Source organism: Actinomycetota bacterium (assembly GCA_035540895.1).
GTDB lineage: Bacteria > Actinomycetota > JAICYB01 > JAICYB01 > JAICYB01 > DATLFR01.
Genome location: DATLFR010000074.1, coordinates 1 through 13,325, shown reverse-complemented (window position 1 = coordinate 13,325; position 13,325 = coordinate 1). Strand labels below are relative to the sequence as shown.

15 protein-coding genes are annotated in these 13,325 nt (G+C 71.6%); 7 read left to right on the top strand and 8 right to left on the bottom strand.

Features of this window, described 5'->3' with window-relative positions; all coding sequences use genetic code 11:
• Window positions 1-301: cyclic nucleotide-binding domain-containing protein (locus VM840_04280; protein ID HVL80794.1), on the top strand; the 301-nt coding region annotated here is incomplete at its 5' end.
• Window positions 302-341: 40 nt separating this feature from the next.
• Window positions 342-1,400, top strand: coding sequence for a hypothetical protein (locus VM840_04275; protein HVL80793.1), 1,059 nt, complete (start codon window positions 342-344; stop codon window positions 1,398-1,400).
• Here VM840_04275 and VM840_04270 read toward each other — a convergent pair.
• Both VM840_04270 and VM840_04265 read right to left on the bottom strand, forming a co-directional pair.
• Window positions 1,397-1,852 carry a GatB/YqeY domain-containing protein gene (locus VM840_04270; protein ID HVL80792.1) on the bottom strand — a complete coding sequence of 152 codons (456 nt, stop codon included), beginning with the start codon at window positions 1,850-1,852 and terminating at the stop codon, window positions 1,397-1,399. The genes VM840_04275 and VM840_04270 overlap by 4 nt on opposite strands.
• 54 nt (window positions 1,853-1,906) lie before the next feature.
• Complete coding sequence (locus VM840_04265; GenBank protein ID HVL80791.1) at window positions 1,907-3,247, bottom strand: adenylate/guanylate cyclase domain-containing protein; 1,341 nt, start codon at window positions 3,245-3,247, stop codon at window positions 1,907-1,909.
• A 91-nt stretch (window positions 3,248-3,338) separates the two neighbouring features.
• On the opposite strand from VM840_04265, the gene VM840_04260 reads away from it, so the two are divergent.
• A complete protein-coding gene (locus VM840_04260; GenBank protein HVL80790.1) occupies window positions 3,339-5,267 on the top strand; it encodes a CocE/NonD family hydrolase in 1,929 nt (642 codons plus the stop codon).
• A gap of 4 nt (window positions 5,268-5,271) precedes the next feature.
• On the opposite strand, the gene VM840_04255 is transcribed toward VM840_04260, so the two are convergent.
• From VM840_04255 to VM840_04240, 4 genes are all read right to left on the bottom strand, one after another.
• Window positions 5,272-5,628: an FKBP-type peptidyl-prolyl cis-trans isomerase gene (locus VM840_04255; protein HVL80789.1), complete on the bottom strand. Its 357-nt coding sequence runs from the start codon at window positions 5,626-5,628 to the stop codon at window positions 5,272-5,274.
• A 182-nt stretch (window positions 5,629-5,810) separates the two neighbouring features.
• Entirely contained in the window at window positions 5,811-6,725 is a 915-nt protein-coding gene (locus VM840_04250; GenBank protein ID HVL80788.1) for a hypothetical protein, read from the bottom strand.
• Complete coding sequence (locus tag VM840_04245; GenBank protein ID HVL80787.1) at window positions 6,722-8,665, bottom strand: CocE/NonD family hydrolase C-terminal non-catalytic domain-containing protein; 1,944 nt, start codon at window positions 8,663-8,665, stop codon at window positions 6,722-6,724. Before VM840_04245 ends, VM840_04250 begins: the two co-directional genes overlap by 4 nt.
• A 68-nt stretch (window positions 8,666-8,733) precedes the next feature.
• Window positions 8,734-9,897 (bottom strand): hypothetical protein, encoded by a 1,164-nt coding sequence (locus tag VM840_04240; GenBank protein ID HVL80786.1) that lies wholly within the window; start codon window positions 9,895-9,897, stop codon window positions 8,734-8,736.
• 57 nt (window positions 9,898-9,954) lie between these two features.
• On the opposite strand from VM840_04240, the gene VM840_04235 reads away from it, so the two are divergent.
• Complete coding sequence (locus tag VM840_04235) at window positions 9,955-10,431, top strand: ribonuclease H (GenBank protein ID HVL80785.1); 477 nt, start codon at window positions 9,955-9,957, stop codon at window positions 10,429-10,431.
• Here the strand turns inward: VM840_04235 and VM840_04230 are convergent.
• Both VM840_04230 and VM840_04225 read right to left on the bottom strand, forming a co-directional pair.
• Window positions 10,428-10,709 (bottom strand): hypothetical protein, encoded by a 282-nt coding sequence (locus VM840_04230; protein HVL80784.1) that lies wholly within the window; start codon window positions 10,707-10,709, stop codon window positions 10,428-10,430. The genes VM840_04235 and VM840_04230 overlap by 4 nt on opposite strands.
• A 60-nt stretch (window positions 10,710-10,769) precedes the next feature.
• Complete coding sequence (locus VM840_04225; protein ID HVL80783.1) at window positions 10,770-11,081, bottom strand: hypothetical protein; 312 nt, start codon at window positions 11,079-11,081, stop codon at window positions 10,770-10,772.
• Between the two features lie 141 nt (window positions 11,082-11,222).
• On the opposite strand from VM840_04225, the gene VM840_04220 reads away from it, so the two are divergent.
• The 3 genes from VM840_04220 to VM840_04210 all read left to right on the top strand — a co-directional run.
• On the top strand, window positions 11,223-11,726 hold the full coding sequence (locus VM840_04220) for a hypothetical protein (protein HVL80782.1): 504 nt from the start codon (window positions 11,223-11,225) through the stop codon (window positions 11,724-11,726).
• A gap of 11 nt (window positions 11,727-11,737) precedes the next feature.
• Complete coding sequence (locus VM840_04215) at window positions 11,738-12,364, top strand: hypothetical protein (GenBank protein HVL80781.1); 627 nt, start codon at window positions 11,738-11,740, stop codon at window positions 12,362-12,364.
• 28 nt (window positions 12,365-12,392) lie between these two features.
• A partial coding sequence (locus VM840_04210; protein HVL80780.1) for a carboxyl transferase domain-containing protein occupies window positions 12,393-13,325 on the top strand: 933 nt, incomplete at its 3' end.

Genomic DNA, 13,325 nt, shown 5'->3' with positions numbered 1-13,325 from the left:
CTACTTCGTGGAGAGCGGCCGGCTCAGCGTCCACGTGGGGGGCGGGGGCGCGGACATGAGGATCCGGTCCTTCGGTCCGGGCTCGGTCATAGGGGAGGTCTCCCTCTACCTCCGGACCCCCCGGACGGCGACCGTCGTCGCCGACTCCGACGCCGTCCTGTATCACCTCCCGGCCGACGCGGTGGACCGCATGGAGCAGCAGGACCCGGGGACCGCCGCGGCTCTCCATCGCGCACTCGGGCGCATGATGGCGACGCGATTGGTCGACACGACCGCGACAGCGGCCGCGCTACAGGACTGACGCGGCAGGAGACGCGACCCGGCCGGCGAAACCCTGGAGCATGCGCACGCGGATCGTGTCCCTCGTCGTCGTCCTCCTGGGGACGCTCGCCCTGACCCCCTCGGTTCAGGCCGCCGCACCCTGTGACACCGTCGCGCCGGATCGGTGGATGTCCGACCACGGGATCGGCTCGACGTCCGACGACAAGCATCGGCTCCCGTCGGGCCGGTACGCCCTGCCGGAGACGGCCGAACCGGAGCACCTCGTCGTGATGATGCACGGCTGGCAGAACAACTCGTGCTCGTGGCGCAACCACCTGCGCAGGGTGGCCGGGCACGGTGCCGTGGCCGTCGCGATGGACTACACCGGACAGGACCCGGTGACGAACCGCGGCTGGCACGTCTCGGCCGGCGCGAAGGACTCGATCGTCGCGGCGAAGCGATTCCTCGACCTCTACCCCTCGATCGAGACCGTGACCGTCTTCGCGATCAGCATGGGGGCCAACACGGCCGGGCTGGCCCTGGCCGACCCGGACGCCGTCCGTGAGGACGGCAGCCCCCTCTTCGACCGCCTCGTCGCGGTCGAGGGGGTCCACAACTTCACTCAGCTGTACGCCATCGCCGTCGCCCTCAAGGGGTCGAACGCGTCGGCGGCCGCCTTCGTCACCGACGCCGAGGCGGAGACGGGCGGGGCGCTGCACGAGGTCCCGGAGCGCTACCTGCACCTCACGAACGTGGTGCGGGCACCCGAGATGGCGTACCTGGAGGGAGCCGTGCTCGTGCATGGAGTCGACGACGGTACGGTCCCGGGCAACCAGAGCCGGGAGATGACGAACGCCCTGCGGGCCGTGGGCGTCCCCGCCGAGCTGCACACGGTGGTGGGGCGCGGGTCGGGACGACCGGGCACCACCTTCTCGAGCACCTTCCTGGGCGTGCCCTGGTCGGGCACCGGGATGGGCGCGTACCCGACCGCGGGCCACGGATGGGAGGGGGACCCGGACCACCTCGTGATCAAGACGGGGTTCGAGCGACTCTTCGCGCTGCTGGACGGCGGAGCCGTCGAGCCGTACCACGAGGCGATCGAGCTCGGGCTCCCACCTGAGCTCGGGCTCGGGTCCTAGCGCCCGGACAGCCGCTCCCGCACGACCTCGGACACGAGCTTCCCGTCCGCCGCTCCCCCGAGACGCGCCATCACGGCCTTCATCGCCTGCCCCATCGAACCCAACCCGGACAGCCCCTCCGCGGCGAGCACCTCGGCGACGACGCGCTCGATCTCGTCCCGTCCCATCCGCTCCGGGAGGTAACGGGCCAGGACCTCCCGCTCCGCGAGCTCCCGGTCCGCTCGGTCGCTCCGCCCGGCGGCTCGGAAAGCCTCCGCGGCCTCCTCGCGTCGCTTCGCCTCCTTGGCCACGACGACGGCCACCTCGTCGTCGGACAGGGTCCGTGCCTGCTCCCCGGCGACCTCCGCCCCCTTCACCGCCGACAGGACCATCCTCAGGGTGGCGGTCGTCAGCTCGTCGCGGGCCTTCATGGCCGCGGTGAGGTCGTCGCGCAGCCTATCGGCGAGGCTCATCGACCAAGGTTACGCGCGGATCGACCGGGTCGCCTGACCCGCGGGCGCGGCCGGTCAGGGCGATACGGCGAACAGCTGCCACTCGTCCGGGACACCCTTCAGCTCGTGGGTCCCGCGGTCGTCGAACCCGATCCCGGACCCCGCCACGAGGTCCTTCACGGTCCGGGAGACGAGGACCTCGCCGGGGACCGCGGTGTCGCAGATGCGGCGGGCGATGACCACTCCCACGCCGGACACGTCCGTCCCCCTCATCTCGATCTCGCCTGTGTGCACGCCCGTCCGGATCCGGATCCCGCTGGGGAGCAGAGCCTGCTGGAACTCGCGCGCGAACGCGATCCCACGCCCGGGTCCGTCGAAGGTGGCCAGCACGCCGTCTCCGGTCCCCTTGACTAGCCTGCCCCCGGTGCGCTCGGCCACGCGGGAGGCCAGCCGGTCGTGATGGTCCAGCATGGATCGCCAGCGCTCGTCGCCGACAGCGGCGGCCGACTCCGTGGAGGCCTCTATGTCCGTGAAGACGACCGTCGCCAGGCGGCGGTCCGAGAGCGGGGCGGGCGCCCCTGTCTGTCCGGAGATGAATCCCAGGACAGGGGATGACGCGAGGACGAAGTGCTCCGGACGCCAGGAGCCGTGGAAGTCGCCCGGGGCTTCGATGTAGGTGGCTCCTGGGATGCGCTCCGCCATGTAGCGGGCGTGACGCACGTCGACCACGGGGTCGCCGCTGTTGTGAAGGACCAGCGTCGGCACGCCGATCGCGGGAAGCAGCTTGCGCACGTCGATCTCGAGGTTGCGCTCCATGATCTCGCGAGCCATCTGGGGGGTGCATGCGTTGCGCTCGAAGCGAGCGATCAGCCGCGTCGTGGCGACGGGGTCGGCCGCGTGCTGTACGAACATCGAGAACACCTCGCCCGACCCCCAGCGTTGCTCGATGAAGTCGAGGAGGGGTGCGGCGACCTCCTCGGTGACCCCGGCTCCGAGGTCTGGGCTCCATGCGAACCGGGCGGCCGTGCCGTACAGGATCAGTCCGTGGGCGCGGTCGGGGTGCGTGGCCGCGAAGAGGATGGCCATCGGCCCGCCCTCCGAGACGCCGAAGACGAAGGCGCGCTCCGAGCCCGCGGCGTCCATCACCGCGCGGATGTCGTCCGCTCGCTCCTCCAGGCTCCCGAACCCGAGCGACCGGTCCGAGAGCCCGGTCCCCCGCTTGTCGAACACGATCACCCGGGCGACCCCGTCGAACTGGTGCAGCCAGTCGAAGTGCGGGAGGTCCCAGGCTAGGTCGAGGTGGGTGATGAACCCGGACACGTACACGAGATCGACGGGCCCCTCGCCGAGCACCGTATAGGCGATATCGATGTCGCCGGTGCTGCGCGCGTACCGGATCTCGACGTCGGACCCCATGCACAGAGGGTACGGGCCCGCGGAAGGACCCGGCGGCGGCGACGTCGAACCACTCGAGGTCGACATCCGGTTTCCCTGGGGAGGGGTTCGCTTGCGCAGACTGGCCGCCGTCCTGATAGTCGGGCTCACCGCCGCGCTCCTCGCGCCCGCGCCCGCCCACGCCGCCCGTCCGGGCCCGATCCACGGCTACATCCCGATGAGCGACGGCGTCACGCTCAAGTACCAGGCGCTGCTCCCCGATCCGGACCGTTGGGGGCCCGGCCCCTACCCGATGGTGATGGACTACTCCGGGTACATCCCTGGCCAGACGATCTACGACGGACTGCACCACCGGTTCCTGGAGGCCGGGTACGCCATCATCGGCCTCAACATCCGCGGGACCCACTGCTCCGGGGGGTACTTCGACTACTTCGAGCCCCGCCAGGCGCTGGACGGCAAGGAGGCGGTGGAGTGGCTCACCGGGCACCGCGAGACCCCCGGCTTCGTGAGGCCCGCCCAGCTCGGGGACAAGCTGGCCATGGTCGGTAAGTCCTACCCCGGCATCACCCAGCTCTTCGTCGCCGCCCAGCAGCCCAAGGGCCTCGCGGCCATCGTTCCCGGCCACGTCTTCGGCGACCTGTACCGCGACGTGCCGTTCCCCGGCGGGATCCTGAACGCAACGTTCGCCGGCGCCTGGTCCGGGCAGCGAGCGGTCGAGTCGATGGCGTCGGGTTACCAGTGGTGGGCCCAGAACCAGGGTGACGAGCGCTGCCTGCGCAACCAGCCCGACCACCTCCCGAACACGGCCTTCAACCCCTTCGTCCAGGCCCTCTACAACCAGTTCGACGGGCCGCTCTTCTGGGAGCGCTCCCCGTGGTGGTGGGCGGACCGGATCGACGTCCCGACGATGCTGGTGCAGTCCTGGCAGGACGAGCAGGTGGGCTCCCGCGCGACCCACCTGATCGACCGTCTCCGCCCCGGCCTGCACTGGAGGTTCCTCTCCTCCAACGGTGATCACGGGGAGTACTACGGCGAGGAGATGCTCCCCCACATCTACCGGTTCCTCGAGTTCGCGCTCCGGGGGCGCGGCCACGTCGTGGGTGACTTCGGCGTCGCTTACGGCTACGAGGACGCGGGACGCGCCTCCCACATCACGGCGATGCGCTTCCCCGACGCCACGGCGGACGAGTACTGGGCGGAGGACCCGGTCATCATCAACTTCGACAACGGCGCCAAGGGTGGACGCAAGGCCGGTTTCTCCAGGACGTTCTCCTCCTGGCCACCCCTCGAGGTGGAAGCCGACCGGCTGTTCCTGAAGCAGGACGGGAGCCTGTCCGAGGAGCCCCACGGGCCCGCGGCCCTGCCCACGAAGGTCGAGGCCGCCAACGCTCGCGCCCTCGGCGCGGTCGACTACGCCTACGTCCCGGTGGCCGGGACGCAGGAGCGGGGCGGACATGGCATCTCCGGCGTGACCCCCGGCGACTGGACCCGCAAGCCCGCCTCCGGCACCTACGCCGCGTTCACGAGCGCACCGCTGTCGGGAGACCAGCTCATGCTGGGCACGGCCAGCGTCGACCTGTTCATCTCCAGCACCGCGCCGGACACCGACCTCGAGGTGACGCTCACCGAGGTGCGCCCGGACGGCAAGGAGGTCTTCGTGCAGAAGGGGTGGCTGCGCGCGAGCCACCGGATGGAGGACCCGAGGTTCTCGACGGAGCTTCGTCCGTTCCAGAGCCACCGGCTGGGCGACAGCGCTCCGCTGGTGCCCGGGCATCCCACGCTCGCACGCGTCGAGATCTTCCCGTTCGGACACGCGTTCCGCGCCGGGTCGCAGATCCGCATCTGGGTGAGCGCGCCGAACCTGCTCCCCGACCTGTGGGGGTTCGCCTCGCTGCCGACGCCCGCGGTGAACTCGATATACACGTCGGGCATCTACCCGTCCTCCGTCGCGTTCCCGGTGATCCGAGCCGACGTTCCGACCGACGCCCCGCCATGCAGCGCGACGGGACGCGAGGGTCTGCGCAACCAGCCCTGCCGCTGACGGTTCAGGGCGCGGGAGCCTCGCCGGCTCCCGCGCCCACCTCCGCCGGTCGCTGCACGCCGAGCAGGTCGACGACGAAGATCATCGTCTCCCCGTCGTCGTAGCCGAGTTCGGGCGGCACGACGAGGCCGCGCCGTCCGCCCACCCGCATGCCGGCGATGCCGCGGCGCCACCCGTCGATCACCCCGTCCCATCCGAAGGAGGCCGGCTCCCCGGGCCACGTCCGGTCGAAGATCTCCCGGCGCTGCCAGGACACACCGACGTAGTGGACGGTGAACGTGTCCCCCTCCCGCAGGACCTCTCCCTCCCCGGTGACGACGTCCTGGACCAGCAGCTCGCCGGGCGGCTCCCCGTCCGGCATCTGGATCGCGGGCTCCCGCCCGAGGTCGGTGTCGAGGGTGACCCGGTACTCGGGGGGATCGGAGGAGCACGCGGCCGCCAGGACCACGAGGAGGACCAGCGCGGCGCGGCGTGGCATCGCGGCCATCCTACGCCGGGTGCGGCCGGGCCCCACGCCGGGCTACGACGTGCGGCCCCGGTCCTTCAGGAGCAGACGGGCAGGCTCCCGTCGGCGAGGAACGCGCCGTAGACGGCGACCGCCTCCGGACCGCGCGCGATCGGGAGGTGGAACCGCCCGGGGAGGTCCAGGTTGCAGGCGCCGTCCAGACGGGGGCTGTGCGCGTCGGGACCCTGGTAGAACTGGTCCCCCACGCTGTCGTAGATCACCAGGTACTCGGGGCCGGGAGGCGTCTCTCCTATCGAGTTGAGGTCGGCGAGCCAGGCGTTCGTGAAGGTGGGAGAGTCGGGCTCGAGCTCCTCGCAGACATGGCTCCCGCGGACCTGCCCGACGCCCCGGCACGTCGTCGTGCCGTGGTTGGCGCCCCCGATGGCGACGAACCGTCGCAGCCACTCGTACCCGTGCACGCGCATCGCCTTGCGCACGACCGTGACCCCCAGCGAGTGCGCGACCACGTCGACGCGATCGGCTCCCGTGTAGGCCCGGACGTTCTGGATGAACGCGTGCAGCTCGTCGACGTTGACGTCGTTGTAGGTGAAGTACCCGCGGCCGCCCGTGTACGAGATCGCCCATAGCTCCTCTGGGCACCACCCCGCGTCGAGCAGGCGCTGCCGGACGTTCACGGTCGTCGAGCCGTTGTCGGACGCCCGCCAGGCCGCGTACGCATCCTCGCTCGTCCCATGCACCAGGACGACCGGCGCACGGAGCTCGTGCCCGTCCGGACAGACCTCGGCTCCCTCGAACCGTCCGCCCCATCCACCGACCCGCGGATCGGTCCAGGAGTAGAGCTCGCCCCGGGCCTGCGCGTCGACCGGGAGCTCGAAGTCGGCCGGGAACTCGCGCTGGGGCTCGGCGGGGATCACGTAGGACTCGATGTGGCCGGCGCGCGCCGGGGTGCCCACGAGCGCCATCGCAGCGATCAGCAACCAGACCTTCCTCATGCGCTCCCCCTCGTCGGCAGGCTCAGCTCGGTCCTGTGCACCTCGATGAACGCGGGGGTGCGGCTCGCCTGACGGTAGGGCGCGTCGTTCCCCGTCACCTCCACCTTGACCGAGTGGCCCGGTGCGAACCGGTACCCGGTCGGCGCGAGCTGGAACCGCGCCCTGAGATCCGTGCCGGGTCCGTCGAGGCTGCGGTACACGCCCCGGGTGACGAGCCCCTGGACCGACCCGTCCGGCGCCACGTCCCAGAGCCGGACCGAGAGCTGCGTGTCCGCAGCGGTGCTCACGAACGCGAGGTCCACGACCGGACTCCCCACCATCGTCACGGCGGCCGGGAGCTCCCAGGTCCAGGAGGCGACCCCGGGATCGGTCCGGGCGGGGCTCATCCTGCGGCAGCCGCGGTACGACTGAGGGCCGGGGATGGAGGCGGTCGAGACCGGGTCCGTCGCGAACCCGGTCTCCCCCCAGCTCGAGTGGGAGGTCCACCCGCGCTCGGCGCTCGTGAGCGTGAGGGTGTCCGGGTGGATCGAGGACCAGTCGGGAGCGGACACGTAGGTCATCGGGGCTCCCGGGTCGAGGCACCGGGTGACCGTGGCGCCGACGTCGAAGGTGGGGGCGGGAGCATCGGCGAGGTAGTGGTCGAGGAACGCGTTCATCTGTCCCTTGACCAGGTCCCACTCGTCGACGGGCTGCATGGCGTAGTCGTGGCCGATATCGCCGAAGAAGAGCTTGATCGGGTAGTCGGGGTCGTGCGCGCGAAGCCGGTTGTAGACCTGCAGCGCCTCGAGCCCGGTGAAGAGCGGGTCGGTGAACCCCTGCACCCAGAAGATCGGGACGCGGCCGTTCGGCTCGAGGAGGGCGGCCGACTTGTAGGAGCGGAACTGGTGGACGGCGTTCGCCGCCACGGGGTCCGCGTGCAGGAACGGGTTCCCCGCCAGGGCCCGCAGGGTGCCGAGCGTGATGTCAGCGGTCGGGTCCACGCCGGGCGGCGCGTAGTACCCGTTGCCGAGCGGCTGCCCGGAGGCGTACAGACCGGCGAAGTAGCTCTCGATGGGAACACCGATGGGATCGGCCGGGTCGCGGTCCGGGACCCCCCACCCGTCCGAGCCGCGTCCGTTGGGGACGAGCACCTGGATCACGTCGCCCCACGTGTACATCGGGACGGCCGCCGCCCAGCTCAAGCGCCGGGAGCCGCCGGGTGTCGTCCAGGGAGCCAGCTCCCCGGGCATCAGGCCCGCGCACGGGTCGACGCCGTGCGCCTGGCGCGCGCCCCCGCACATGACGCGGTCGTTGAGGATCGCGTTCATCACCGTGGGCCCCCCGCCGTAGGACCCGCCGGTCACGGCGAGCCGTCCGGGGTCGGCCACACCGGACTCCACGAGAGCGCCGGCGAGCCACTGCACGTCCCGGACCTCCCACCGCATGTCCCCCATGTGGATCCAGTAGTCGAAGGCCAGGCAGTGCGGCGCGGGAGCCAGTGGTCCGGACGCCCCAGGGGTACGGGGTCCACACGAGTCGTGCCACCCACGAGCGGTGTGGTTCAGGACCGCGTACCCCTTCGAGGCGAACCAGATGTTGTTCCACAAGTGGTTCGTCTCCCGCCGGAACGTGGAGGACACGGTGTCGGACCGGCCGGTCTCCTCCCAGATGGTCTTGTCGTCGCCCCACCCGTGGCTCATCGCGACGAGGGGGACGGGTCCGGACGCGTCACAGGGGACGGTCACGTCCACGGAGAGCGGGAGCCCGTCGAAGCTCGGGACCGTCCCCCGCCACATCCGGTAGCGGACCGGCGGATCGTCCTTGCTCACGTGGTCGCGCGCCACCAGGGAGGCCCCCGGGATCGACGCGAACGGGGAGTACGCGTCGGCGCAGTCGGCGGCGGACGCGCCCGCCGGGACGAGCAGGGTCGCGACGAGCGCCAGGAGGACGAGCCGGGACATGGGCCGTCCTTCGCCGTGGAGGTGCCACTCCCCTGCCGGACGGCGTCCCGCGTCCGCGGGGCAGACGGTCAGGACAGGCCGTGCACGCGCACGAAGCGCGGGTAGTAGAGCGTCTCGTCTCCCAACGTCCGGTCCGCCTTAAGCGCGATCGACGCGTACGTGCAGACCAGGCCGCCCCCCGACAGCTGCGGGTGCCCCTTCCCCGCGTAGACGAGCACGTCGCGGCGGACGCGCGGCGTGTGGACCCGGACGGGATGAGACCACGGGCCCTGCGGCGAGGCTCCGGTCCGGACGCACAACGTCGACCTGAGGAGGCCGGCGTACTTGAGGCCCCGCCCGACGTAGGGCATCCGCTTCAGCCACCCGAGCCTCCGCAGGGCCGGCAGGTCGTCCACGCCCCGCAGCCAGTTGGCCACCTCCACGAGCACCCAACGGGAGCCGTCCCGGTGCACGGTGAACTCGGTCCCCGGGTCGGCGACGACCGGCACCGCCTGGTCGGCGGATGTCGTCCAACCGCGCCCGGACCACCACTCTGGGTCGTGCAGACCCTCGGCCACCCGCTCGAGGGGCCAGCGCAGGACGAACGCGAGCCGGGGCCTCCACCAGCCGCGGTACCGGGGGCGGCGGCGGACGATGCCGGGCCGCAGCTCGTGGCCGTCCCGCCACCCGTACGCGTACAGATGGGTCCCGTCCGTCGTCGCCCCGGCTCCCGGCATGATCCGGTTCACGGCGGGGGGCGTGTCCAGCATCCGGACCCGCCAGCCCTCGACCGGTCCGTCCACATCGGACACGTGCGCCGCCGTCCAGTCGAAGACCTCGAAGAAGCGCAGGGACCCCTCCTTGCGCCACGCGTCGAGCACGGTCGGCAGGTCGGGTCGCGCCGACCTCACCCGCATGAAGAAGACGAGGGCGCCCCCGCTCACACGCGTGCCCGCCATGGGCCAGAGCCAGGTGCCCGCGGGAGCCGGGAAGAACGGCTCGGGAGCCGACGGGCTCCCGCCCATGCGCGTCTCGAGGACGGCCGTCGAGGGGTCGGGCCCGTGCTGGATCCCGATCGTGTTGTGGACCATCACCGCGCGGTCACGAGAGGGACCGACGAAGGTGTCCCCGAACAGCCACAGGGTCCGGTCGCCCGAGAGCGGGACGGAGTAGGCGGCGTCGGCTCCCCTCCAGGTGGGGTCCGCCCGGAACAACGCATCCGCCTCCGGCCATGCCGCCGCCCGCAGGGTCATCCGAGGGACTCTACAGACCCGGTATCCTCCCGGCGACCCGACCACACGAGGACACCGATGACCACCACCGTCTACACGGACGGCGCCTGCCTCGGGAACCCCGGCCCCGGCGGCTGGGCGTGGGCCGTCCCCGAGGGACCGTTCGCGAGCGGCGCCGAGGCCCCGTCCACGAACCAGCGGATGGAGATACGTGCCGTGCTGGAGGCCCTGCGGGCCCTGGACGGCCCGGTGCACGTGAGGAGCGACTCGACGTACGTGGTCAACTGCTTCCGGGACCGGTGGTGGGAGGGGTGGCTCCGCCGGGGGTGGCTCAACTCGCAGCGGAAGCCGGTCGCCAACCAGGACCTGTGGGCGCCCCTCCTCGAGCTCTACCTGTCCCGGCCCGGGGAGATCTCCTTCAGCTGGGTGAAGGGGCACTCGGACGACCTCGTCAACGACCTGGTCGACCGGCTCGCCGTGGAGGCCGCACGCACCCAGGAGGGGAGGACGGGCACCGGAACGCCAGCCGAGCTGGGCCCCCCGGACGCTCCCTAGGCCTGATCCTCTCCCACCTCGTCGTCGTCGTACCGGCGCTCGCCGTAGATGAGGCACCTGTACTGAGACATGAGGTCCTCGACCAGCTCGATGGCCATGTCGTGAGGGATCTCGAACGGGACGACCACGTCCACCTCGGTGCCGGGGAGTCGGCCCGCGAACTCGAGCACCAGGGTGCCGGGGAACGTGGGGTCGTCCTCCTCGTCGACGTGCCAGTGGCTGATGCGGAAGGCACCGGCCACGTACGGCGTGTCGGGGAGCTCCTTGGGCAGTCTCACGTCATCGTCCTCCTGTTGTCTCGGACGAAGACTACGACGGTTCCGGCGCGCGGGAGCCGTCTACCCCGCCCGCTGCCCGATCTGGCGCAGCGAGAAGGCGGGAGCGGTCTCTGCCATCCCCGGCTCCATCATCAGGACCCGTCGGCCCTGCCTCTCGAGCCGCTCCCGCAGCCCGTCGATCGCGGAGCGCACGGACCCGGGCATCCTCGAAGGGTCGCCGGTCAGGACGATCGTCTCCGCGCCGCTCGCCTCGAGCTCGCACAGAGCCGCCGCCACGACCGCCGCGCCGGATGGGTCGGCGATCCCGCTGATGTGCAGTCGAGCCACGTCGTGGCGCTCGTGCGTGATGTCGAGCCTCATGGCGCTGGCCATAGGTGTCTCCCCGCGTCCGGTTCCTGGCGACCCCCATGTACCCCCCGGCGGTTACGGCAAACACCGGATTGACCGCCGGTCAACGGGGGTATGAGGAAGCGCGGTTCCCGCAGCAGCAGACCCCTACGACGAGGAGCAGTGATGAGTGACGTGCCACGCCCGCCGGCGGAGACCGGCGTCGGAGACATGATCAAGGGAAAGATGAAGAAGGTCGCCGGCTCCGTGATCGGCGACGAGGACCTGAAGCGGGAGGGTGAGCTCCACGAGGAGCGCGCCCAGGCACTTCAGGAAGCCCGGGAGCGGACCGAGGCCGCGGCCGACGAGATGACGGAAGCGGAGCTGACCCAGCGCCGCCAGGAGCTCGAGGAGGAGCGGATCCGGCTCGAAGCCGCCCAGGCCGAGCGCATGGAGACCGCCCGGGCCCGGGCCGACGCCGGGCGGGCCGAGCGCACCATCGAGCAGGTGACCGAGCGGCAGGAGCAGCAGGTGGAGGAGGCCGCGCGCCGTCAGCAGGCGGCGGTGGCGGCCGAGGAGACCGAGGTCGTCGTCGACCGCCTCCGGGCCGAGCAGGAGGCCGCCCAGGCGGAGGAGCACGCGGAGAGCGCCCTGAGGACGGCCGAGACCATCGACCGAGTGATCGAGTGAAGGAGCAGAGGATGGATACCTTGAGGAACGTGGCGCGCGGGTCGGTCAAGACCTGGCTGCGCGCCGTGAGGCTCCCCCTGTCCGTGGCCGAACGCGTCACCGGACGGGACGGGGACGCCGGATGGGCTCCCTCGGTCGTCTACGACGCCTTCGCGTCGCAGGTGAAGGGGATGACCGGGCTCGTCCTGCGCGACGACGACCTGATGACGGAGAGCCGGCTCCACCAGACGAAGGTGGAGAAGGTCCGGGAGGCGAAGCAGGCCGAGGCGCTGGCCGAGATCCGGCGCGCCGAGGCGGACCAGCGGATGCGCCGCGAGAAGGCCGAGCTCGAGAGGGAGAAGGCAGAGATCGCGCAGCGCGCCGAGGAGCGCACGGAGCAGCTCGAGCAGCAGAAGCAGAGGGCGAAGGCCTCCACGCGCACGGCCGCCGCGAAGCGGGAGCAGAGCGCCCGCCAGAAGGCGGAGGCCCGCACGAAGGCCGCGCAGGCACGCCGTGAGGCCGCCCGCCCGGCCGAGGTGGAGGACGAGCTCCGTGCCGTCCGCACCGCCGAGCAGGCCGTCGCGGCCAAGTCCAAGGTCGCCCGGATCGACCAGGCCCTCGAGGCGAACAAGGCCCGGCGTCGGAGCAACGGGAGCTGAACCAGGACCATGTCCTACGCTTCGGGGCGTGACCTCGGAGCGACAGATCGTCGCGGCTCCCCTACGGGGGACCGTAGTGGCCGTCGAAGCGTCCGCGGGCGATGTCCTGCCCGCGGGCGCTGCGATGGTCGTCATCGGATCGATGAAGATGGAGCACGTGGTCGAGGCTCCGTCCTCGGGCTCCGTCGGGTCCGTGCTGGTGCGGGTCGGCGACACGGTCGAAGAGGGCCAACCGCTCGTCCTCTTCTCACCCTCTGACGAGGACCCCCGAGCGACCACCGAAGCGCCCGAGGCGGACCCCTCCGTCGTGCGTCCCGACCTGGCCGAGGTCCTCGAGCGCCGAGCGGCGACCCGTGACGAGGCCCGCCCGGACGCGGTCGCCAAGAGGCGCCGGATCGGCAAGCGGACCGCGCGCGAGAACATCGCCGCGCTCTGCGACCCCGAGAGCTTCACCGAGTACGGGGGGCTGGTCATCGCAGCCCAGCGCTCTCGCCGCCCCGTGGAGGAGCTGATGGAGCGGACGCCCGCGGACGGACTCGTGGCCGGCATCGGTCGGGTCAACGCGGACCTGTTCGGCGAGGAGCGCTCCCGCTGCGTGGTGATGTCCTACGACTACACGGTGCTCGCGGGCACCCAGGGCATGCAGAACCACCGCAAGAAGGACCGGATGCTCGAGCTGGCGCACCGCTGGCGGCTCCCGGTGGTCTTCTTCACGGAGGGCGGGGGCGGCCGCCCCGGCGACACGGACGTCCCCCACGTGGCGGGCCTGGACACGATGGCCTTCCACCTGTTCGGCCGCCTGTCCGGACTCGTCCCCCTCGTGGGGGTCAACTCAGGACGGTGCTTCGCCGGCAACGCGGCCATCCTCGGGTGCTGTGACGTGGTGATCGCGACCCGGGACTCGACCATCGGGATGGGGGGTCCGGCCATGATCGAGGGCGGGGGGCTGGGGGTCTTCCGG